This window comes from Microbacterium sp. UBA3486, from assembly GCF_002377845.1.
In the GTDB taxonomy this organism is placed as follows: domain Bacteria; phylum Actinomycetota; class Actinomycetes; order Actinomycetales; family Microbacteriaceae; genus Microbacterium; species Microbacterium maritypicum_A.
Map to the genome: position 1 here is coordinate 1 of NZ_DFQP01000091.1, position 20,387 is coordinate 20,387.

General features: G+C 68.1%; 20 protein-coding genes, 1 tRNA gene and 1 pseudogene. 14 read left to right on the plus strand and 8 right to left on the minus strand.

The window, feature by feature from the left end:
- The 3 genes from B2869_RS14305 to helR all read left to right on the plus strand — a co-directional run.
- A partial coding sequence (locus B2869_RS14305) for an MFS transporter (RefSeq protein WP_292767940.1) occupies nucleotides 1-913 on the plus strand: 913 nt, incomplete at its 5' end.
- Nucleotides 910-2,499, plus strand: a complete 1,590-nt coding sequence (locus tag B2869_RS14310; RefSeq protein ID WP_292767943.1) for an amidohydrolase — start codon at nucleotides 910-912, stop codon at nucleotides 2,497-2,499. The genes B2869_RS14305 and B2869_RS14310, both read left to right, overlap by 4 nt.
- 115 nt (nucleotides 2,500-2,614) lie before the next feature.
- The gene (gene helR, locus B2869_RS14315; RefSeq protein ID WP_292767945.1) at nucleotides 2,615-4,747 is read left to right on the plus strand and encodes an RNA polymerase recycling motor ATPase HelR; all 2,133 of its coding nucleotides are present in this window, start codon (nucleotides 2,615-2,617) and stop codon (nucleotides 4,745-4,747) included.
- Between the two features lie 21 nt (nucleotides 4,748-4,768).
- On the opposite strand, the gene B2869_RS14320 is transcribed toward helR, so the two are convergent.
- Both B2869_RS14320 and B2869_RS14325 read right to left on the minus strand, forming a co-directional pair.
- Nucleotides 4,769-5,593, minus strand: a complete 825-nt coding sequence (locus tag B2869_RS14320) for an ABC transporter ATP-binding protein (protein WP_292767948.1) — start codon at nucleotides 5,591-5,593, stop codon at nucleotides 4,769-4,771.
- The gene (locus B2869_RS14325) at nucleotides 5,590-6,258 is read right to left on the minus strand and encodes a FadR/GntR family transcriptional regulator (RefSeq protein ID WP_029264886.1); all 669 of its coding nucleotides are present in this window, start codon (nucleotides 6,256-6,258) and stop codon (nucleotides 5,590-5,592) included. Before B2869_RS14325 ends, B2869_RS14320 begins: the two co-directional genes overlap by 4 nt.
- Before the next feature lie 277 nt (nucleotides 6,259-6,535).
- Here B2869_RS14325 and B2869_RS14330 point away from each other — a divergent pair, with 277 nt between their 5' ends.
- A complete protein-coding gene (locus B2869_RS14330; protein ID WP_292767996.1) occupies nucleotides 6,536-8,236 on the plus strand; it encodes a 2-isopropylmalate synthase in 1,701 nt (566 codons plus the stop codon).
- On the opposite strand, the gene B2869_RS14335 is transcribed toward B2869_RS14330, so the two are convergent.
- The 3 genes from B2869_RS14335 to B2869_RS14345 all read right to left on the minus strand — a co-directional run bounded on the left by B2869_RS14335 (nucleotide 8,233) and on the right by B2869_RS14345 (nucleotide 10,593).
- A complete protein-coding gene (locus B2869_RS14335) occupies nucleotides 8,233-8,817 on the minus strand; it encodes an NADPH-dependent FMN reductase (protein WP_292767954.1) in 585 nt (194 codons plus the stop codon). The two genes, B2869_RS14330 and B2869_RS14335, sit on opposite strands and share 4 nt — an antisense overlap.
- Before the next feature lie 91 nt (nucleotides 8,818-8,908).
- The gene (locus tag B2869_RS14340) at nucleotides 8,909-9,409 is read right to left on the minus strand and encodes a hypothetical protein (protein WP_029264883.1); all 501 of its coding nucleotides are present in this window, start codon (nucleotides 9,407-9,409) and stop codon (nucleotides 8,909-8,911) included.
- Nucleotides 9,410-9,501: 92 nt separating this feature from the next.
- Complete coding sequence (locus B2869_RS14345; RefSeq protein ID WP_292767959.1) at nucleotides 9,502-10,593, minus strand: ATP-binding protein; 1,092 nt, start codon at nucleotides 10,591-10,593, stop codon at nucleotides 9,502-9,504.
- Between the two features lie 228 nt (nucleotides 10,594-10,821).
- On the opposite strand from B2869_RS14345, the gene B2869_RS14350 reads away from it, so the two are divergent.
- From B2869_RS14350 to B2869_RS18800, 4 genes are all read left to right on the plus strand, one after another.
- Nucleotides 10,822-11,319: a hypothetical protein gene (locus B2869_RS14350; RefSeq protein WP_292767963.1), complete on the plus strand. Its 498-nt coding sequence runs from the start codon at nucleotides 10,822-10,824 to the stop codon at nucleotides 11,317-11,319.
- Nucleotides 11,320-11,423: 104 nt separating this feature from the next.
- Nucleotides 11,424-12,332, plus strand: coding sequence for a M23 family metallopeptidase (locus B2869_RS14355; protein WP_292767966.1), 909 nt, complete (start codon nucleotides 11,424-11,426; stop codon nucleotides 12,330-12,332).
- Between the two features lie 241 nt (nucleotides 12,333-12,573).
- Nucleotides 12,574-13,428, plus strand: coding sequence for a M15 family metallopeptidase (locus B2869_RS14360; RefSeq protein ID WP_292767969.1), 855 nt, complete (start codon nucleotides 12,574-12,576; stop codon nucleotides 13,426-13,428).
- Between the two features lie 171 nt (nucleotides 13,429-13,599).
- Complete coding sequence (locus B2869_RS18800) at nucleotides 13,600-13,767, plus strand: tyrosine-type recombinase/integrase (protein WP_373695404.1); 168 nt, start codon at nucleotides 13,600-13,602, stop codon at nucleotides 13,765-13,767.
- A 200-nt stretch (nucleotides 13,768-13,967) separates the two neighbouring features.
- Here the strand turns inward: B2869_RS18800 and B2869_RS14365 are convergent.
- Nucleotides 13,968-14,041, minus strand: a tRNA-Pro gene (locus tag B2869_RS14365).
- Between the two features lie 106 nt (nucleotides 14,042-14,147).
- Here B2869_RS14365 and B2869_RS14370 point away from each other — a divergent pair.
- The 6 genes and pseudogenes from B2869_RS14370 to B2869_RS14395 all read left to right on the plus strand — a co-directional run bounded on the left by B2869_RS14370 (nucleotide 14,148) and on the right by B2869_RS14395 (nucleotide 17,819).
- Nucleotides 14,148-14,735, plus strand: coding sequence for a GNAT family N-acetyltransferase (locus B2869_RS14370; RefSeq protein WP_292767972.1), 588 nt, complete (start codon nucleotides 14,148-14,150; stop codon nucleotides 14,733-14,735).
- Nucleotides 14,736-14,766: 31 nt separating this feature from the next.
- The gene (locus tag B2869_RS14375) at nucleotides 14,767-15,222 is read left to right on the plus strand and encodes a hypothetical protein (protein WP_292767975.1); all 456 of its coding nucleotides are present in this window, start codon (nucleotides 14,767-14,769) and stop codon (nucleotides 15,220-15,222) included.
- An 80-nt stretch (nucleotides 15,223-15,302) separates the two neighbouring features.
- Complete coding sequence (locus B2869_RS14380) at nucleotides 15,303-15,971, plus strand: lysoplasmalogenase (RefSeq protein ID WP_292767978.1); 669 nt, start codon at nucleotides 15,303-15,305, stop codon at nucleotides 15,969-15,971.
- The gene (locus B2869_RS14385) at nucleotides 15,971-16,342 is read left to right on the plus strand and encodes an RNA-binding S4 domain-containing protein (RefSeq protein ID WP_021199283.1); all 372 of its coding nucleotides are present in this window, start codon (nucleotides 15,971-15,973) and stop codon (nucleotides 16,340-16,342) included. Before B2869_RS14380 ends, B2869_RS14385 begins: the two co-directional genes overlap by 1 nt.
- A gap of 62 nt (nucleotides 16,343-16,404) precedes the next feature.
- Nucleotides 16,405-17,463: pseudogene (locus B2869_RS14390) on the plus strand (DUF222 domain-containing protein); the annotation flags it as partial.
- A gap of 122 nt (nucleotides 17,464-17,585) precedes the next feature.
- Nucleotides 17,586-17,819, plus strand: a complete 234-nt coding sequence (locus B2869_RS14395) for a hypothetical protein (RefSeq protein WP_292768001.1) — start codon at nucleotides 17,586-17,588, stop codon at nucleotides 17,817-17,819.
- 127 nt (nucleotides 17,820-17,946) lie between these two features.
- Here the strand turns inward: B2869_RS14395 and B2869_RS14400 are convergent, their stop codons facing one another.
- Both B2869_RS14400 and der read right to left on the minus strand, forming a co-directional pair.
- Nucleotides 17,947-18,852 carry an NUDIX hydrolase gene (locus B2869_RS14400; RefSeq protein WP_292767981.1) on the minus strand — a complete coding sequence of 302 codons (906 nt, stop codon included), beginning with the start codon at nucleotides 18,850-18,852 and terminating at the stop codon, nucleotides 17,947-17,949.
- A gap of 61 nt (nucleotides 18,853-18,913) precedes the next feature.
- Nucleotides 18,914-20,386, minus strand: coding sequence for a ribosome biogenesis GTPase Der (gene der / locus B2869_RS14405; RefSeq protein ID WP_208323601.1), 1,473 nt, complete (start codon nucleotides 20,384-20,386; stop codon nucleotides 18,914-18,916).
- Nucleotide 20,387 lies beyond the last annotated feature (1 nt).

A 20,387-nucleotide genomic window follows, 5' to 3' on the forward strand; every position in this document is an offset into this window, starting at 1 on the left:
GCTCCTCGGCGGCGCCGGAGCAGGTGGCGCGGTCGCCGCATCGGGCGCGGCGCTCGCCGCTTTCCGCAACCCCGACAGGGTCGCCGGCTTCAACGGGCTCGCGAACCGCGGAGTCATCACGGTGGTCCTCGCCGTGATCCCGCTGATCGGCCTCGCCCCTCTCGACGTCTTCGGTGCGCTGGCGCTGTTCAGCCTGATCGGGCTGATCGCCTCGGCATGGCTTCCCGCCGCTCCGGTCCTCGCCCCGCAGGCGGGGGCGGCCGTCGCCGAGGCGATGCCGATCGAGATCCCTCCGACAGGCACCGTACGCACCTCCCCCGCCCGCTCGCGGACGGTGACGATCGCCGGTTTCGGACTCCTCATCGTGTTCGCCCTGTGGGCGGCGAGCGAAGACTCCCTCTGGGCGATGGCGGGCATCATGGGCGCGGAACAGGCCGGCCTGACGCCCGAAGGTCTCGGCGTCGCACTCAGCGGCGCAACAGCCGGCGGGCTCCTCGGCTCGCTGCTGCTCATGATCGTCGGAGCCCGATTCGGGCGCGCGGTTCCCCTGGTCGTCCTGCTGGTCGCCGGGGGCGCACTCAAGATCGTGGAGGGGTTCGTCACCGATCCCACCGCCTTCATCGTGGTGTTCATCGCCTGGAACTCGATCTACGCCATCGCGTTCATGTACTTCGTGTCGACGTCCGCGGCACTGGATGCCGACGGGCGCTGGTCGGGGCCGCTGCTCGCCGTCTACCTGGTCGGGTCGGCGCTCACCCCGGTCATCGGCGCGGCCCTCGTCGGCGCCCTGGGATATCAGGGATTCGCTGTGGCGCTCGGCATCGCGAGCTTCATCCTGGCCGTCCCCACCGGGGCGATCGCCCTCATCTCGACCCGTCTGGAACGCATGACCGCACAGGAGATCGACGCATGACCCGCACCCTCTACCGCAACGGCCGCATCTTCACCGGGGACGAATCCCGGTGGAGCTCAGCGCTCGTGGTCGACGACGACGCGTTCGTGCATGTCGGCACCGAGGAGTCGGCACCGCACGCGGACACGGTCGTCGATCTCCACGGCCGCATCGTGCTCCCCGGATTCACCGACGCGCACACCCACCTGCTCATGATGGGCGAAGCGCTCGGACAGGTGGGACTCACGGACGCCTCCTCTCTCGAGGAGATCCAGCGCCGACTCCGCACCGCGCGTGAGGCCGCGCCCGGTGTGCTCCGCGGACGCGGATGGCTGTTCGATGCGATCCCCGGCAGTGAGCCGACAGCGGCCATGATCGATGCGGTCGTCTCCGACGTCCCGGTCTACCTCGACGCGAACGACTATCACTCGTGCTGGGTGAACACGGCCGCGCTCGCCGAGCTCGGGATCACCCGCGACACCCCCGACCCCATCGGCGGCCGCATCTCCCGCGATGCGGCGGGCGATGCGACCGGGATGCTCTACGAGACCGCCGCGCAGCTGCACGCCTGGGCTCATCGCGACGCCACGACCACCGATGCGCAGCGCGATGCGGCGGTCGAGCGGGTCGTCTCCGCGTACCTCGCCGCCGGCGTGACCGGAGCCGTCGACATGGCTTTCGACGAGCTCGGGCTCGCCGCCCTCGGTCGTGCGGCCGCTCACGGCAGCCTGCCACTGCGCATCGCCGCGCACTGGTTCATCGTCAATACCGGCGACGATGCCGCGAACCTCGCGCAGGTCGCGCAGGCCGCCGCCCATGCGTCCTCGACGACGGCGGGGGTGCGGGTGCTCGGGATCAAGCTCGTGCTCGACGGGACGATCGACGCGTGCACGGCCGCCATGCAGGCACCCTACGCCGACGGGACGAACGCCGCGCCGATCTGGCCCGCCGAACGCCTGCTGCCGGTCGTCGCCGCGGCGGACGCCGCAGGACTGCAGATCGCGATGCACGCGATCGGCGATGCGGCGAGCACCCTCGCCCTCGATGCGATCGAGCATGCGGTCGCTGTGAACGGCGACCGCCAACGACGGCACCGCATCGAGCACCTCGAGTACGCGGCGCCGGGGACCGCGGAGCGGATGGCACGGCTCGGAGTGACGGCGTCCATGCAGCCCGTGCACGCCGATCCCGCGATTTTCTCCAACTGGGCAGCACAGGTCGGAGACGAACGGGCCGACCGCGCGTTCGCCTGGTCGGAATACGACGAGGCGGGTGCGCTCCTCGCCTTCTCCACCGATGCCCCGACCGCGCCGCATGAGGCCCTGGCGAACATGTACGTCGCGACCACCCGTGCTTCAGCTCTGGCTCCGGGCGTGCCGGCGATCCATCCCGAGCAGGCGCTCCCCCTGGAGCGTGCGATCGCGCATGCCACTCGGGATGCCGCGGCCTCGATCGGCGACGGGGACTGGCGCGGTCGTATCGCGGTCGGATACGCGGCCGACTTCGTCGTTCTCGAGGTCGACCCGTTCGAGGGGGATCCTGCTGCACTGCTGACGACCCGGGTGGTGCGGACCGTGATCGCCGGCCGCACGGTGCACGAGGCGTAGCTCTCCGTCTGCATTTTCAGGATATCGCCGAGGTGGGGGCTTGCCGCAAGGCCCCCACCGTGGGGCAGAATCGACCCTCGCTCGTGCGAACGACGCGTGGGCGTGAAGGAGATCCATGCCTTTCGACCCCTTCCATCTCCCCGACGATCTGCGCGCGAAGTCGACGGCAGAGCTCATCGACGCCGACCGCGATCACCTCCGCAGGATCGACGACGCCCTCGAGGCGCACCGTGCCGCCGTGACCTCGCGTCTGGCCGAGATGCGTCAGCGTTCCGCCCGGTTCGGAGACACGGCCGTGGAACGCGACCTCGAGATACGTCGCCTGAGCGGACGGCTGCGCGTGCTCGAGCGCTACGGCATCGACATCTGCCTCGGTCGGATGACCCCGGAACACGGCGACCCCGTGTACATCGGCCGCACGGGCCTGGCCGCCGCCGACGGCACCCGGCTGCTGATCGATTGGCGGACCCCGGCGGCAGAACCGTACTTCGCGGCGACCATGGAGGATTCGCGCGGGCTCCTGTCCCGACGTCGATATCGGTGGGTCGACGGACGGATCAGCGACTACTGGGATGAGGCATTGACCGACGCCGCATTCGACGGTTCGGCCTCGCTCGACGACCAATCCGCCTTCATCGCCAGCCTGGGCGCCCAACGCACGTCGCGCATGCGCGACGTGCTGTCGACGATCCAGGCCGACCAGGACGCGATCATCCGCGCGTCCTCGCCCGGCGCACTGGTCGTCGACGGTGGACCCGGCACGGGAAAGACCGTCGTGGCGCTGCACCGCGCCGCGCACCTGCTGTACGCCGAGCCGCGACTCACGCAGAGCGCGGGCGGCATGTTGCTCGTGGGGCCTCACCCGCACTATCTCGCGTACGTCGAAGATGTTCTGCCCAGCCTCGGCGAGGACTCCGTCCGGCTCTCGACCCTGCGCGATCTGGTCCCGGAAGGAGCAGCGGCCGTGGACGAGCAGGATGCGCGGGTGGCACTGCTCAAGGCCGCCCTCGATCCCGTCGCGATACTCGATGCGGCGGCGACGTGGTTCGAGCGCCCTCCCTCGCACGCGATGCGCATCGAGTCGCCGTGGGCCGACCTCTGGATCAGCCGCGAGGAATGGACGGCACTGTTCTCCGGCGCCGACCCGGCGGTCTCGCACAACGTGGCGCGTGACGAGGTGTGGGAGGAGATCCTCGAGTTGTTGACAGACCAGGTGCACGACGATGACGTGCCTCCCCACATCGTGCGACGGTGGCTGCGACAGGACGAGGAGCTCACCGGGACGTTCGTGCGCGCCTGGCCGATGCTGTCCCCGACCTCGATGGTCGCTCGGCTGTGGAGCTCCCCCGACTTCTTGCAGCGCTGCGCTGCGAGCCTCTCGCCCGGAGAGGTCGCGGCTCTGCAGCGCGAGGACCCCGAGAAGTGGACCGTCGCCGATCTCCCGTTCCTGGACGCCGCGCGCCGGCGGATCGGCGATCCCGACGCCGTCCGCGACGAGCACCGCCGCCAAGCCGTCGTCGCCTCGGCGCAGGAGCAGGTCTCCCACGTCGTCGACCACCTGATCGAAGACGATGACAGCGAGATGAAAGTGATGTCCATCCTTCGCGGACAGGATGCGAGGAACGTGCTGCTCGGCGTCGACGCCCCGCCCGCGCTCCCGCCGGACGAGCTGGCGGGGCCGTTCGGGCACATCGTCGTCGATGAAGCGCAGGAGCTCAGCGATGCGGAATGGCGGATGCTCCTCGCCCGCTGCCCCTCACGCAGCTTCACGATCGTCGGAGACCGCGCACAGGCGCGGCACGGCTTCACCGAGAGCTGGGAAGCGCGGCTCACCCGCATCGGCCTCCGTGATGTCCGGATCGCCCACCTGGGCGTGAACTACCGGACTCCAGCCGAGGTGATGGCGGCGGCGGGACCGGCGATCCTCGCGGCGATCCCGGACGCCAATGTGCCGACGTCGGTGCGCGAGAGCGGAACGCCCGTGCGATACGACGTCGTCGCCTCGCTCCCCCGCCTGCTGGATGCCTGGCTCGATGAGCACCCGGACGGGATCGCGTGCATCATCGGCTCCCCGGACCTCCCGCCGACAGCGCGCGTGCGATCGCTGACTCCCGAGGGGGCGAAGGGCCTGGAGTTCGATCTGGTCGTCCTCGTGCGCCCGGAGCAGTTCGGTGACGATGTCGCCGGCGCCGTGGACCGGTACGTGGCGATGACCCGGTCGACACGGGAGCTGGTGGTCCTCCGGTGAGGAAGCCCGGGCCTCGTGTGTTCAGCCCACGAGCGCCCGGCCGGCACGGGCCTGCCATCGCTCGTCGCGATGCTCGATCCGGATGGGGTACTCGAACGCCGCGGTCACGAGAGCGGTCGTGAGGACATCGCTCGCCGCCCCCTGCGACACGACCTCCCCCTTCGAGACCAGGGCTGCATGAGTGGTCGACCCCGGCAGCTCCTCGAGGTGGTGCGTCACGAGCACCGTCGTGAGATCGGGTTGCGCGTCGTGCAGCAGGTCGAGAGTCTCGAGGAACTGCTCCCTGGCGGCGACATCGAGACCGGTGGAGGGCTCGTCGAGCAGCAGCAACGCGGGGTCGGGCAGAAGGGCTCTCGCGATCAGTGCCCGGCCGCGCTCCCCCTGCGACATGGTCGGCCAGGTGGCGTCCTGCTGCCCGCCGAGACCCAGCATCCCGATGAGGTGGTCCGCCCTCGCGATGAGCGACGGCGACGGCTCCCAGCGGTTCATCATCTGCGTCGTCCCCGTCGCGCCGGTCAGGACGATCTGCCGCACCGTCAGCGGCGAGCGCAGCGGATGACGAGGGTTCACATGTCCGATCGACTCACGCAGCCGGCGGATCTCGACCCGCCCGAGCTGCTGCCCGAGCACATGCACGGACCCTCGGGTCGGGTGCGCCTCCGCGCCGCACATGCTCAGGATCGTGCTCTTACCCGCACCGTTGGGGCCGATGAGTGCCCAGTGCTCCCCTGCACGGACGGTGAGGTCGACGCCGGTCAGGATCTGGCGCGAGCCGCGGATGACGTCGACCCCCCTCAGCACCAGCACGTCGGACGGGCGGTTCACACGAGGCTTCTCCTCGGTCATGCCAGCGCGTCCCGCAGTGTGAGGAGGTGTGCACGGCTCCTCGCGGCAGCAGCGCCCTCGTCGCGGTCGACGATCGCGTCGACCTGGGCGGCGTGGGCGTCGTGGTCGGCATCGTCGCCGAACTCCCGTCGGATGCGGAGCATCTCGACCATGGCTTCACGCAGCCGGGGGGTGAAGCTGTCGAACAGGTCGAGGAGGACGGCGTTGTGCGACGCGGCGACGACCGCGCGGTGGAACGCGGTGTCGGCATCGACGTGACTGTCGATGTCGGACCTATGCGCATCGCGATCGGCCAAGGCGCGACGGATGCTGCGCAGGTCTGAGGGCGTGCGTCGCGCGGCGGCGAGCGCGGCGGCTTCGGTCTCGATCGCGATGCGCGCTTCGATCACTGCGACGATGCCGGCCTTTCGCAGCACCGCGTCCCAGTCCTCGGGCGCATCGAGCGCGATGACGAAGACGCCGGCGCCCTGTCGTGAGGCCAGCACCCCGCGCCCGGCGAGCTGGCGGATCGCCTCGCGCACGGTGGAGCGTCCCACTCCGAGCTGCGGCGCGAGCGTCGTCTCCCCGGGGAGCTTCTCCCCCAGTGCCCATTCTCCGGCGCGGATCCGTTCCAGCAGGAGTGCCGCAGCCTGATCCGCCAGGGGTTCTCGCCTCACCTGTGCCATGCGCAATGCCAGCCTCTCGTCTACTTGTCTGAGGAGTTGTGTTACAGTCTAGCCATGTTCTCGTCAGAGCACCTTCTTCTTCGTCGCCACGGCGGGACGTAGCCGGACCGGCTCCCCGTCGTGGAGTCGAACGTGTGCCGGTCGCAGACCCTCGAAGAAGGACACCGCACCCGCCATGACCACGACATCGTTCCCCCACCCCTCCCCGGCCGCCGACCTCGATACCGACACCGGCTCCGACCGGACGCCGACCTGGAACAGGCAGCGACGTTCCCCGATGCCGTCGCACCGCTACCGCGACGTCTACTCCCGCGTCGACGTGCCCCTCACCGAGCGGGACTGGCCGACACGGCGTCTCACCGCGGCCCCGCTCTGGGTGCCCGTCGATCTGCGGGACGGCAACCAGGCGCTCGCCGAGCCGATGGACCCCGCGCGCAAGCGCCGCTTCTTCGAGCTGATGGTGAGGATGGGCTACAAGGAGATCGAGGTCGGATACCCGTCGGCGTCGCAGACCGACTACGACTTCGTGCGGCTCATCGCCGAGAGCGACATCGCCCCGGATGACGTGACGATCGTGGTGTTCACGCCCGCGCGTCGCGACCTCATCGAACGCACGGTCGCCTCCATCCGGGGCATCGCCAATCCGGTCGTGATCCACATGTACACCGCGACCGCCCCGACCTGGCGCAGCCTGGTGCTCGGACACGAACGCGAAGCGCTGACGCAGCTCATCCTCTCCGGCGGCCGTGACGTGTGGGAGTTCGCCGGAGACCTGCCGAACGTGCGGTTCGAGTTCTCTCCCGAGGTGTTCAATCTGACCGAACCCGACTACGTGATCGACATCTGCGATGCGATGACCGACCTGTGGCAGGCGACCCCCGAGCGCCCGGTGATCCTCAACCTCCCGGCCACGGTCGAGGTCGCCACCCCGAACGTGTACGCCGACCAGATCGAATACATGCACAAGCACCTCGCCCGTCGCGATGCCGTGATCCTGTCGGTGCACCCCCACAACGACCGCGGGACCGGCATCGCCTGCGCCGAGCTCGCGGTGCTCGCCGGCGCGCAGCGGGTCGAAGGCTGCATCTTCGGCAACGGCGAGCGCACGGGCAACGTCGACATCGCGACGCTCGCCCTGAATCTGCACGCGCAGGGCGTGGACCCGATGATCGACTTCTCCGACATCGACGAGATCCGCCGCACGGTCGAGTACTGCAACCGGATCGAGGTGCACGCCCGCCACCCCTATGTCGGCGACCTGGTGCACACGGCATTCAGCGGGACCCACCAGGACGCGATCAAGAAGGGCTTCTCCGAGCATCGCGCTCGGGCTGCGGCCGAGGGCCGCGACGAACGGGAGATCGAATGGCGGGTCCCGTACCTGCCGATCGACCCCGCCGACATCGGCCGCGACTACGACGCGGTGATCCGCGTGAACTCGCAGTCGGGGAAAGGCGGGATCGCCTACCTGCTCGAAACGGCGTACGGGATCGAACTACCCCGCCGCCTGCAGATCGACTTCGCGCGACACGTGCAGCGGCACACGGACACGATCGGCACCGAGGTCACGGCATCGGAGCTGTGGAGGGTCTTCGGGGAGGTGTACCTCGGCACCGGTGCCCGCACCGATATCGCGCTCGTCTCGTACGACACCGCCGAGTCCGACGGCGAGTCCCGCACACGGATCACGCTGCACATCGAGGGGCGCGAGCACACGAGCACCCATGCGGCAGGTGGTCCGGTCGAGGCCCTCACTGCGGCACTCGACACCCGGGGAATCCGTGTCGACGTCGTGAGCCTGCACCAGACCAGCGTCGGATCCAGCGCCGACGGTGAGGCGCTCATCCTCCTCGAGCACCGCACGGAAGAAGGGGTCGCCTGGTCGGCAGGCCGCGGGCGCTCCGTCCTCTCCGCGAGCCTGTCCGCCGTGATCACAGCGGCGAGCCGCGCCGCATTCCCCGACGCGACGCCCGACTAGTCCGGGTCGCCGACGTGGCCGGGAGCCGTGAGAGAGAGCACACGCTCGACGAAGGCGGCGTACTCCTCCATGTAGTGCTCCAGGAACTTCTTCGTGCCGTCGTCCTCGACCTCGCCGTCCGGGCCGAACATCTCCGGTCGATACGTCAGGTACGCCTCGGGCGCGTTGAGCTGTGGGGCGTTGAGGAAGCTCAGCACGCTGCGCATCGACGACTGCATGACGGCGGTGCCGATGGCCCCGGTGGACGCGCCGATGATGCCGGTGGGCTTGCGCGCGAACGAGTTGTGACCCCAGGGGCGTGAGCCCCAGTCGATCGCGTTCTTCAACGCACCCGGTATCGAACGGTTGTACTCGGGCGAGACGATCAGCAGTCCCTCCGCCTGTTCCACCGCCCGCTTGAACGTGGTCACGGCGGCGACCGGATCGAGCTCGTCGTCGCGGTTGTACAGCGGCAGATCGCGGATCGGGATCTCGACCATCTCGAGACTGGGAGGTGCCAGCTTCACGAGGGCGGTCGCGACGACGCGGTTGATCGAGTCATGGGCGAGGCTCCCGATGAGGTAGCCGATCCGGTGAGTCATGCGCATTCTCCCTCGTTCGTTCCGCCGTGGTCGTTGGCGTTCAAGCTAGCCCCGTATGCCGAAACCGCAAGCCCGACGCGGCTCACCGGTCTCAGTGCACGAGAGCCTTGAGAACCACGAAGACGAGACCGAACGACGCCGTCCCCAGGGCGCCGAGCACGCGCGTGAGCAGGGGGCTCCCCCGACGGAGGAAGGCCACATAGCCGAGGAACGCGAGGATCACGACACCAGACCAGAGCGCGAGGTCGTTCGCGAGCCCGTCGGGCATGACGCGGGTCGTGCCGGCCAACAGGAAGACCGCCGGCACGGTCGCCGAGCTGAGCATGCCGAAGGAGTGCTTCACCGACGCGGCGAACGCCGCCCGAACCCCGACGGATTCACCGTGCTCGCGTTCATCGTGATCGCTGACCCTGGCCACAGTGCCGGCATACACATGAGCACCCCAGAACACCAGCACCGTGACGGCGACCGTCACCAGCACGGCCAGTGATGTCTCCCCGTGCGCCGAGGACACGGCCACCAGGCCGCTGACGAGAATCGTGCCGTACACCGCGGCCTCGGTGCCGAATCCCGATCGCAGGGCCCTGTGCACGCGAAGGATCCCGTCATCCGCAGTCGTTCTCCGCCTGTCCATCCCCGGTGCTGCTCCTGATCCGTCGTGCCATCGCTACCTTGGAGCTCCCATCATCCCTCGACGCGCAACGGGACCTTCACATCGCCGCCCGCCTCCTCGGTGATCCGCTCCCCCATCTGCACGAAGGTCGGCGCCGAGATGAAGCCGCCGGCGAACAGCGCCTGCCCCTGCACGAAGTCGGCGGAACGGCGGATGGCGTCCTCGGAGGCGAATCCGAAGACGTCGGCGAGCTCGGCGAGGTCGCGGGGCGCGTTGACCCGCATCAGCGCGAGGTTGTCGCACTGCGAGAGCACGTTGGGGTGGATCTTCGTCGGACGCTGTGTGGAGAGCAGCAACCAGAGCCCGAACTTGCGCCCCTCGGCCGCGATCTGCACGAGCTGCTCGGTGAGGGCTCGTTCGACGGCGGTCTCGGGATTCGGCGAGCAGAGGTTGTGCGCTTCGTCGATGACGATCAGGACGGGCCGTCGTTCCTCACGGTGTGCCCAGAGATGTTCGAGCACGGCGAGGGCCGCGACCTTCGGCTCGGCAGGGTGCTCGAAGCCGCCCAGGTCGAGGACCGTGGCTCGTGGGCGTTCTTCGATCATGTCAATGACCGATCCCGCGCCGCGTGACCAGAGCGCCCACTCCAGCACCTGCAGGTTCTCCATGCGGTTCGCGAGCCGCACCCGGGCGGGGTCGCCCGAGGCTCGCAGACCGGGGAGCATATCGCGACCGTCGAAGACGTGCGCATCTCGTTCCTCATGGAGCAGAGCGTTGTACTCTTCCGCATCCGCGATCGGGTCCATCTGCAGAACGGCTGCCTTCGATGCCGGCACCAGATCGACGTAACGCACGTGCAGGCGCTCACCCTCACCCGCGCCGGAGCGGAACACGCGGATGTCGAGTTCCGCCATGCGGTCGGTATCGGATGCTCCTGCGGAGGCCCGTGTCTCCCGCAAGCGCGTGAAGTCGCTGTTCGGATCGAGGACGATCATCGGCAGCTCGGTGTGCAGGAGCAGCTGTTCCAACACGACGCCGAGCGCATAGGTCTTCCCGCTGCCGCTCTGCCCGACCCAGAAGGTATGCCTGTTGAAGCGCCGGGCGTCGAGATCGACCGGAATCCGCGGGTCCTCGAGCGCTGCTCCGATGGTGAGGTTCGTCATCACTCCGGTACACCTTTCCTTCATCCCGTCATTCCTCGCGGCGGGGCGAGCCCATCCTCCGAGACCGATGCACGACATCATCCTCGCCCGCCTCACCTTCGCACCAGTGCGACATGATCGACATCCGTCGACACCGCGCGCTCCGAGAGATCCGACTTCTGAACGCGGATTTGCGCCGGGCGGACGGGCTGACCCGGTCCGGCGCCCTCCCGCTGCTACTTTCAGAGCATGAGATCTCCCCGCCTCGAACGCTTCGCCCTGGGAGCCGTGCTGGCTCTCGGAGCGGTTGCTCTCGCTGGATGCGCCTCCGGCTCAACCCCCTCCAGTGCGATCCCCACCTCCAGCTCGAACCCCACGCCCGGTCCGAGCGCCACCTCAGAGCCCACCGCCGCCCCCACCCCCACACCCAGCCCGAGCTCCGCCGAGTTCGGGGAATTCACCGCCGACGAGCTCGTCACCATCTGCATCGATGCGACGAGATCGGGATTCGCTGGGGACGTGCAGTTCGACTCCGCCTCCAGCCGCATCGAGCACCGCAACGTGAGCCCGGACTGGCTCGTGCTCGTTCCCGCCCAGACAGCCGGCTTCGAGGGCGAGGCGCAGTGCACCATCGGCGGCACTCCGTCCAGCCCCGACATCGGCCTGTCGTCGGCCTCGATCGAACGCCTTCCCGAGGACCAGATCCAGAAGCTGATCGACGGAAAGAACGAGGGCGGCGATCGCTGATGTGCGGCGCAGAACAAGCGGAGGCGCCGCCGAAATCGCTGACACTTCCCACGCTGACCCGTAGGTCGGCGCTGATCGCGTCCGGTGTCGTTGGCGGTGCGGCGATGCTCGGAATGAACTTCCTGGCGCCGGGAGAGAGCGCGGCCGCTGCCGGAACGTACATCCGACCGTGCGGCTACGCACCGATCTCCGACTCGTGGCAGGGGCACCGCAACCGCAACTCCGCGGAGCCGGGCACCGACTACTCCGTGCCGAGGGGCATGCCGGTCATGGCCGTGACGAGTGGCCTCATCGTCGACCGCAAGGACACCACGTCTACGGCGACCGGTCGTTATCTGGCGCTTCGCGCGGACGACGGCAACTACATTCGCTACCTGCATCTTGATTCCAGCGTGGTCCGCGTCGGCACCCGGGTGGAGCAGGGAGCGATCATCGCCTACTCGGGGGCATCCGGCTTCGACAGCGAGACCGGCTACGGAGCGCACGTACACGTGTCGCTCTGGATCGGCGGGTCCCCGGCCCAACTCGGATTCAGGAACACCGTCGACTTCGAGAACTACGTCATCGACAACTCACCCGCTCAACCCGCCGCCCCGGAGGATCCCGTGCCCACCCATCAGTCCACAACCTACGCTTGGAACACCGTCATTCCGGCGAACTCCTGGATGCCGGTGCGCGTCGGACCCACGGAGTTCTACCTCGCCGTGCTCGCCGCAGGTCGGCGAGAGACCGGGGATGTCGTCGTCAACCTCCGCGCATCAGGGGTTGCCTCCGCCCTTCAACTCCGCGTGGTGGCAGAGGCGCTGAACTCAGCCGGCGCCGTCGCCCAGTCCTTCGTGCAGCCCACCGTCGAGATCCCGAAGACGGTATCGAGCGACGGGATCACACACGCGCAGTACGTGATGCCCTACACCCTGGTCGGTCCGGTCCGGCTCTACGCGCATGTGCGGTCGGTGGGCGGCACCGCGAAGATCGAAGAGGTCACGGTCAAGAAGAACTACTGGCCGGCGTGACGCCGTTCCTGCTGTTGCGGTTCCGCTCCCAGACGCGATGACCGTCAGATCGCCAGGCCCACCATTGATGGGCCTGGCGATCTGTGCGTGAAGCTCAGATGAACGAGCCATCCGCCAGATCCCGGATCCATACCTGCCCGGGCGCTTCATCGATGAGCCCGGGCTCCGCCAGCCTCACCCAGGACACGGCCACCGGATGACGCTGTCAGTCACAGCATCGGGGCTCAGATACGTTGATTTCATGACAGCACCACGCGGAGTACCTCCGCCTGGCACCATCATGGATGCCGCTCCGGAGGCACCATCACCTTCACAACCATCCTCCGTATCTCGACGACGGTTTCTGTCGGCAGCCGCTATCGCCGCCCTCGTCGCTGCTGCGGGCCCGGTTGTCGGACAGGCATCTTCCGCGCGCGCCGACTGGGGTCCGTATCCAAACGGACAGATTCCGCCGGAGGTGCTTGTTCCGATCTCGTGGGACACGCGGCATCGTCTTCGCAAGGATGCGTGCGCGGCGATCGAGCGACTCAATGCGGCTTTCCGGGCGGCGTTCGGCCGCAACCTCCCCGTCAACGACGGCTACCGCGACCTCGCGGGCCAGCAGAGAGCTTGGGATGCCTATCAAGCGGGCGGTAACCTCGCCGAACGCGTTGGCAAGTCCAAACATGGCTGGGCGATCGCAGTCGACTTTGGCGGCGAGATCTACAGCAGCTCGTCGAGTCCGTCGCACCGCTGGTTGCAGGCGAACGCCGGCGCGTACCAGTGGGCGTGGACAGGGCGATACTTCAGCCAGATCGAGAACTGGCATTGGGAATACACGGGCGACTACACCGCGCCGACCGAGACAACAGCAACGGAGAACAACGTGGAAGCAATCGTAAAGGTCCCCAACGGCACGGTCGTCCACCTGCGATACGGGGGAAAGACGGACTTCGCCAGTCAGCAGCAGTACAACGACTTCCGCATGCAGGTCAACACGCTACGCGACCTCGGCGCCACGGACGTCATGCCGCTGCCGGAACTTTCGAAGGTTCCTGGTGTGACTTGGGACACCTTCACCTTCCTCGCTGGGTACATCGGAGCACCCACGGCCTGATCGCAGGAGCGCCATGGGCCCCCAATCGACCGAAGGCGGCGGGGGCCCATGTTCAGAGTTTGCGGCGGTCGTTCTGAGCGTTGATCCCGGCGTGCGGATGTGAAGCGTCGTCGGCGCAGATATCTGCACCAGCGATGGCGTGCTTGAGAGCGGAATCGGCGCCCAACCTGACTGAAGGATCGTCGCACGGTTCGAGCGGCTACCGACCAATCGGAGCACGGCCTACGCCACGTCGCGGCGACGAACACCATCGCCGCCGGAACAGACGTCAAGCTCGCACACCTGATGCTCGGCCACACGGACGCAACCGACACACTCCGCACATACTCGAACGCCTGACCGAACCGCGTCGACGAGGCCAGCGGCGGCGTCTAACAGCGCCGCGCAGAGGCACTCGGACTCGGTCAGTTGCGCGCGATCCGATCGCGCCGTGCCTTCCCATGTGAGACGCACATGAGACGACGGATCCGAGTAGCGTTCTCGGACATGAAAAGAGCCCCGGAGATCCGCATACTTCGCGGTTCTCCGGGGCTTTGCGGTCGGGCTGACAGGATTTGAACCTGCGACCCCTTGACCCCCAGTCAAGTGCGCTACCAAGCTGCGCCACAGCCCGTTGTTCTGCGCTCTCGCGCAGGCAACTCCCCTATCTTAGCCGTATCTCCACCCCCTCCGCGAACCGAGGCGTTGCGAGTGTCGGATGCCCGGCGTAGCGTCACGGCATGGTGACGATCACGACCGAGGTGGCGACGACCGCTCGTTGGGATGACGTGCAGCACGCGCTCACCGGCGGCGGGGATGGAGCAAGCTGCCAGTGCATCTGGCCGGTGCTCAGCAACAAGGACTGGAACGCGACAACGACTCCGCAACGCATCGAGATGTTCCGCGCCGAGATCGACGACGGCCCGCCGCCGGGAATCATCGCCTACGTCAACGGCGAGGCCGCGGGCTGGATCCGCATCGGTCCCCGCACCCGCCAGGCGCGTGTTCCCCGCACCCGCATCATCGCGGCGGCCAGCACCGAGCCGTTCCACGACGAATCAGTGTGGGCAGTGACGTGCTTCGTGGTGCGCCGAGAACACCGCGGTGCCGGGCTCAACCTCGAACTCCTGCGCGCGGCGGTGGACTACGCCCGAAACTCTGGGGCCCGCCTGATCGAAGGGTATCCCGTCGACACCGGGGGTGAGAGGAAGCGCACCAACGACCTGTTCCACGGCACCCTGAGCACGTTCCTCTCCGCCGGCTTCACCGAGAAGACCGAGCTCAAACCAGGTCGCGCGCTGGTCGCCCTCGATCTCGCCCCATGCTGACGATCGCCCAGAAGCCACTAGCGTGAAAGGCATGACCGACGAGAACGCGACCATCGACGATCCCGAACTCGGCACGTTCACCCGTGCCCGTTCGGAACTCACCGACGGCACGGTACTGACGCACGATTGGTTCGTCGGCACCACCTCCGTCGAGGGCACCGAGGTCGAGCTCATGCTGGAGGGCACGAGCTCCGACGAGGTCGCACCGCTCCTTCCCCGCATGCGTGACGCGGTGAAGCGACTGGACATCGTGCACCGGATCGCCACCGACGCGGTCGTCGCGAATTTCAGCACGGGTGCCCCTGAACCTCAGGAACTCGACGAAGCCGCCTCCGACCTCACGATCGAGGCGATCGAGGCGGCTTCCGACGGCACCGTCATCCTGCACCTCACCGACAACTGCGGAGAGCACTTCCCCGAAGGCTACTGGCCGGCCGTGCACCTCGGTGTCGATGACAGCGTCGCGCAGGTCACCGTCGAATCGTGAACAGCGGGATGACGCCGGGTCCGACGCGGGGGACGACGATGCCCGTCGCCCCCGGTCAGGGCGAACCCTACGATGGCGGGATGCAACGTCGCTCCCCGCGCCACGCTCTCATGTGGGCCTTTCTCCCGTTCGCGGTGGTGTCCCTCCTGCACGTCATCCTCCTGGCCATCGACAACCCGCTCGCTGCGACCACGAAGCTGCTGCTGATGCCGTTGTTGGCCGTTCCGGTGCTGGTCTCCGCGCGACGTCTCTCCCCGCGAATCACGCTCGTCCTCCTCGTCGCGGCATTGTCGTTCTCCTGGCTCGGCGACGGTGCCGGCACCTTCTTCCCTCAGGGCCCGGAGCTGCCTCTGATGCTGACCTTCTTCGGCATCGCCCACGTGGCATACATCGTGCTGTTCGCGCGCCACCTGTCCGTCCGGCGCATGCCTTGGTGGGCGCTGGTGTACGCCGCCTGGTGGGCGGGCATGATCACGACCCTGGGTTCGCACACGGGCGATCTGTTCATCGCCGTCGCCGCCTACGGGCTCGTGCTCGGCGGAACTGCGGCATTCTCGGCGCGTTGTCACCCTCTCATCGCCGTCGGCGGGGCCTTCTTCCTCGCCAGCGACACGATCCTCGCCTTCCGCCTGTTCCTCCCCGATTCGCTGCCGTCCTGGAGCAGCCCTGCAGTGATGCTCACCTATACGATCGGCCAAGGCCTGATCGTCGCCGGCGCCCTCGTGACACTGCGGAAGAGGAGCACCTGATGGATGCCGCCCGCGTCGACAGCTGGCTCTGGGCGATCCGCGTCTACAAGACGCGGTCGGCCGCGACGACTGCATGCCGAGCGGGGCATGTACGGGTGAACGGAGACAAGGTGAAGGCCGCGCAGCAGGTTCGCATCGGAGATGAACTGCGCATACGCATCGCGGGATTCGATCGGATCCTCATCGTCCGTCAGCTTCTGGTCAAACGTGTGGGGGCCCCGGTGGCCGCGCTCGCCTACGAGGATCGCACTCCCGAGCGCGAACCCCAGGCAGCGCTGGGACTCCGCGACCGCGGGGCCGGGCGCCCCACCAAGCGAGAACGCCGCGACATCGACAAGCTGCGGGGGCGGAACGACGAGAGCTTTCACTGATATCTCGGCATGCACCACCACCACACCTTACGATATTCGAAGCTTTGTTCTACTCTTGAGGCATGGCCCTCTCGACTGATCTCGACCTCGATCTCGAGGAACGACGGCGCGTCTTGGACGCGTGGGTCGACACGAGACGTCGGATCGCCGCACTCGAAGCCGAGGCCGCAGACCTGCTGACGGAGCAGATCGCCATCCACGACGCCGATGTCTCCGCGAGCCCTTTTCATCGCGAGGCGATCCATCGCTCGATGATCGCGGAGTTCTCCGCTGCCGGACACGTGTCGAAAGGCTCGATGGAGTTCGCCTTCGCCGATGCCCATACCCTTCACACCCATCTCCCGGCCGTCCGTGCCGCATTCGCCGACGGCATGATCAGCGTCGGACATGTGCGAGAGATCGCCAGGGCCTGCGCGCTCGTCGCCGAAGCGATCCGCAACAGGAAGGCCGATCCCGCGGTCATGGAACTCTTCGAAACCGCAGCGCTCGTCGTCGCCGAACGCGACACGGCAGCGCGCACGCGCGCCCATGCACGCCAGGTCGCCGCTGCCCTCGTCGGCGAGACGCTCGTGGAGAGGCACCGTCGCGCTGCAGAAGAACGATGTGTGACGGTGAGGGCACTCGACGACGGCCTGGCACTTCTCACGGCGGTGCTCCCCGAGTGGATAGCCACCGCGATCTCCGACCGGCTCAACCGGATGACGCGCGAAGTCGTGCGGGCCCGAGACACCCGCGAGATCCTGCCCCAGCCCTGGTGGTTCGACGACGAGGTAGACCACCCCGATGAGCCTCCCCTCGACGACCCATCGGTCGACTTCGTCGATGGTGGCGTGATCCACGGTGCTGATGGTGACACGTTCGCGACAGATCCCGAAGTGACGCACTTCCCGGCCGACACCCGAACGTGGAAGCAGACCGAGGCGGACCTGTTCTCGGATCTGCTCCTGACCGCAGAGCCGAGCACCACACACGGCGACGCCCTCGACGGCATCCAGGCCCGCATTCAGGTGACCGTCGCGGCAACCACGCTCACCGGCGTCGACGACCGCCCTGCCGAGCTCGACGGACTCGGCCCCCTGAGCCCCGACATCGTCCGGGAGCTGGCGGGGCGCAACACCGGCTGGACCCGTCTGTTCCTCGACCCGACAGGCATGGTAGTCGAGACAGACACCTATACGCCGACCGAGGGATGCGACGGTTCCTGCGCGCGCGTGACCGACACTGCCGCTTCCCGGGGTGCCGCATGCCGGCGCACCGCAGCGAGATCGACCACAACCACGATCATGCGAAGGGAGGGAAGACCAGGCTCGACAACCTCGGCCACTTCTGCCGGGGCCACCACGCGCTCAAGCATCCGGACATTCCCGATCCGTATCGCTGGACCGCTCAGCAGGAAAAGGACGGCAGCATCACGTGGCACAGTCCGCTGGGCCGCGACTATGCCGACCCGCCGCCCCGGCGCGTGATGTTCGTCTGAATCACGACGTCAGGACCACAGCGCCCAGGACCCCAGCGCGCAGGACCACAGCGCGCAGGACCCGCGCTAGGACCACAGCGCGCTAGGAACAGCGCGCGGGAACAGTGCGCGGGGCTTGGGGCGAAAGTCAGCCGTTGGCCGCGAAGAGATCGAGCAACCACCCGGCCGAACGGATGTGCGCGGCTCCGGCGCTCTCGGCGCGATCGCGGAGGCCCCTATCGCTCGTGACGGTCACGACCAGCTGCTGCATCGCGACACGGCGCTCGACCTCGGCGACGATCGCGTCATCACCCGCGGCTTCCGCGCGGATGACCGAGACCGTGCCGGCCTGGTCTTCGATACCTCGCGCCTGCCCCTCGACCACCATCGACACGTCGGGGAACCACTCATCGCCCGCGAGTTCCAGCGCGTGCGCGGGGACCGCCAGTCCCTCCAGACGCGCACGAAGACGAGCTGCGGCGCCCGCGCGGTCTTTCCACCACCCATCAGGGACCGAGCCGACGACATTCGCGGCATCCACCACGATCGCCGGCCGCACGTCGAGCAGTTCGAGCAGCGCCGGCCACGACGAACCGAAACCGGGGTGCAACGGTCGTGACGACACCTGATCGACCGGCACCCACTCGAGCGCGACGCTCTCGGGGTCGCTGATCACTGGCTCGAAAGGCTCCCGGACGTCGGCGACGACGGTCGTGTACGACCAGATACCCAGATCGAGAACGCTCGTGAACCGGGCGCGCACAGCACCGTCCGGCACGCCCGCCTCTTCCTGGGCCTCACGGATCGCTCCCGCGATCGCGCTCTCCCCCTCGTGGAGTGCGCCGCCCGGCAAGCCCCAGGTTCCACCGAAGTGACTCCACGCGACACGATGCTGCAGCAGGATGCCACGTGCGGGGTCATAGGCGAGAAGCCCGGCAGCACCGAAGCGCCCCCAGTACTTCTCCCCCGACTCCGCGATCACCCAGGCATCACCGGGGTTCCGCGGCCCCTCGGGGCGACGCGGTTCACCGAAAGCAGGAGGTACGACAGTCACCCCTTCAGCCTTTCACAGCATCGGGGTCACAGCACCACGGCGCGACATGCGCCGGAACAGATCAGCGCTGACGCTTCTCGCGCACGCGCATGTTGATCACGATCGGCGTGCCCTCGAACGAGTAGAGCTCGCGCAGACGCCGCTGGATGAACCGGCGGTACCCGGGGTCGAGGAAACCGGTCGTGAACAGCACGAACGTCGGCGGGCGCGTCGACGCCTGGGTGCCGAACAGGATGCGCGGCTGCTTGCCGCCGCGCAGCGGGTGCGGGTGCTCCGCCACGAGTTCTGCGAGGAACGCGTTGAACTTGCCCGTCGGAATACGACGGTCCCAGTTCTCCAGGGCCGTCTCCAGCGCGGGCACGAGCTTGTCGAGGTGACGCCCGGTCTTCGCCGAGATGTTCACCCGCGGGGCCCAGGCGACGTGCGCCAGATCCTGCTCGATCTCACGCTCGAGGTAGCGACGGCGGTCGGCGTTCTCGAGATCGTCGTCGTTCAGACGGTCCCACTTGTTGAAGGCGAGCACGAGCGCGCGGCCCGACTCCAGCACGAGATCGATGATGCGTACGTCCTGCTCACTGATCGACTCCGAGACGTCGAGAACGACGACGGCGACCTCGGCCTTCTCCAGCGCGGCCGAAGTGCGCAGCGAGGCGTAGAAGTCGGCCCCCTGCGCCATGTGCACGCGACGACGAATACCGGCGGTGTCGACCAGACGCCACATCTTCCCGCCGAGTTCCACGACCTCGTCCACCGGGTCACGGGTGGTGCCGGCCAGATCGTTGACGACCACGCGCTCCTCGCCTGCCGCCTTGTTCAGCAGTGACGACTTGCCCACGTTCGGACGACCGAGGATGGCCACGCGGCGCGGTCCGCCGATCTCCTGCTTCGCGACGGCCGAGACCTCGGGAAGCTTCTTGAGCACGGCATCCAGCAGATCGGCGACGCCGCGTCCGTGGATCGCCGACACGGGCCAGGGCTCGCCGAGGCCCAGGCTCCACAGCGCTGCGGTCTCCGGCTCCTGGCGGGCGTCATCGATCTTGTTGGCGACGAGGAACACCGGCTTGCCGCTCTTGCGCAGCAGCTTCACGACGTGCTCGTCGGTCGACGTCGCCCCCACCATCGCGTCGACGACGAACAGCACCATGTCGGCGAGGTCGATCGCGACCTCGGCCTGCATCGCGACCGAACGGTCGATGCCGCGCGCGTCGGGCTCCCACCCGCCGGTGTCGACGAGCGAGAAGCGACGGTCGGCCCACTCGGCCTTGTACGTCACGCGGTCACGGGTGACACCGGGGGTGTCCTCGACGACGGCCTCGCGGCGGCCGAGGATGCGGTTGACCAGCGCGGACTTGCCCACGTTCGGTCGTCCGACGATCGCCACCACGGGAAGAGCCGGGCTGTAGTGGATACCGTCTTCGCCGAGCGTGATGCCCGCGAGGAGTTCCGCGTCCTCATCGTCCAGCTCGTAGTCGGAGAGGCCGGCGCGCAGCGTCTCCGCGCGCTGCTCGGCGAGATGCTCGTCGAGCTGGTCCATC

Coding starts and splice junctions, on each gene's coding strand:
- der (WP_208323601.1), bottom strand. CDS start 20,386: ATGGACCAGCTCGACGAGCATCTCGCCGAGCAGCGCGCGGAGACGCTG.
- B2869_RS14360 (WP_292767969.1), top strand. CDS start 12,574: ATGACAGCACCACGCGGAGTACCTCCGCCTGGCACCATCATGGATGCC.
- helR (WP_292767945.1), top strand. CDS start 2,615: ATGCCTTTCGACCCCTTCCATCTCCCCGACGATCTGCGCGCGAAGTCG.
- B2869_RS14385 (WP_021199283.1), top strand. CDS start 15,971: ATGGATGCCGCCCGCGTCGACAGCTGGCTCTGGGCGATCCGCGTCTAC.
- B2869_RS14330 (WP_292767996.1), top strand. CDS start 6,536: ATGCCGTCGCACCGCTACCGCGACGTCTACTCCCGCGTCGACGTGCCC.
- B2869_RS14335 (WP_292767954.1), bottom strand. CDS start 8,817: ATGACTCACCGGATCGGCTACCTCATCGGGAGCCTCGCCCATGACTCG.
- B2869_RS14355 (WP_292767966.1), top strand. CDS start 11,424: ATGCTCGGAATGAACTTCCTGGCGCCGGGAGAGAGCGCGGCCGCTGCC.
- B2869_RS14370 (WP_292767972.1), top strand. CDS start 14,148: ATGGTGACGATCACGACCGAGGTGGCGACGACCGCTCGTTGGGATGAC.
- B2869_RS14325 (WP_029264886.1), bottom strand. CDS start 6,258: ATGGCACAGGTGAGGCGAGAACCCCTGGCGGATCAGGCTGCGGCACTC.
- B2869_RS14310 (WP_292767943.1), top strand. CDS start 910: ATGACCCGCACCCTCTACCGCAACGGCCGCATCTTCACCGGGGACGAA.
- B2869_RS14345 (WP_292767959.1), bottom strand. CDS start 10,593: ATGACGAACCTCACCATCGGAGCAGCGCTCGAGGACCCGCGGATTCCG.
- B2869_RS14395 (WP_292768001.1), top strand. CDS start 17,586: ATGCCGGCGCACCGCAGCGAGATCGACCACAACCACGATCATGCGAAG.
- B2869_RS14350 (WP_292767963.1), top strand. CDS start 10,822: ATGAGATCTCCCCGCCTCGAACGCTTCGCCCTGGGAGCCGTGCTGGCT.
- B2869_RS14380 (WP_292767978.1), top strand. CDS start 15,303: ATGCAACGTCGCTCCCCGCGCCACGCTCTCATGTGGGCCTTTCTCCCG.
- B2869_RS14375 (WP_292767975.1), top strand. CDS start 14,767: ATGACCGACGAGAACGCGACCATCGACGATCCCGAACTCGGCACGTTC.
- B2869_RS14320 (WP_292767948.1), bottom strand. CDS start 5,593: ATGACCGAGGAGAAGCCTCGTGTGAACCGCCCGTCCGACGTGCTGGTG.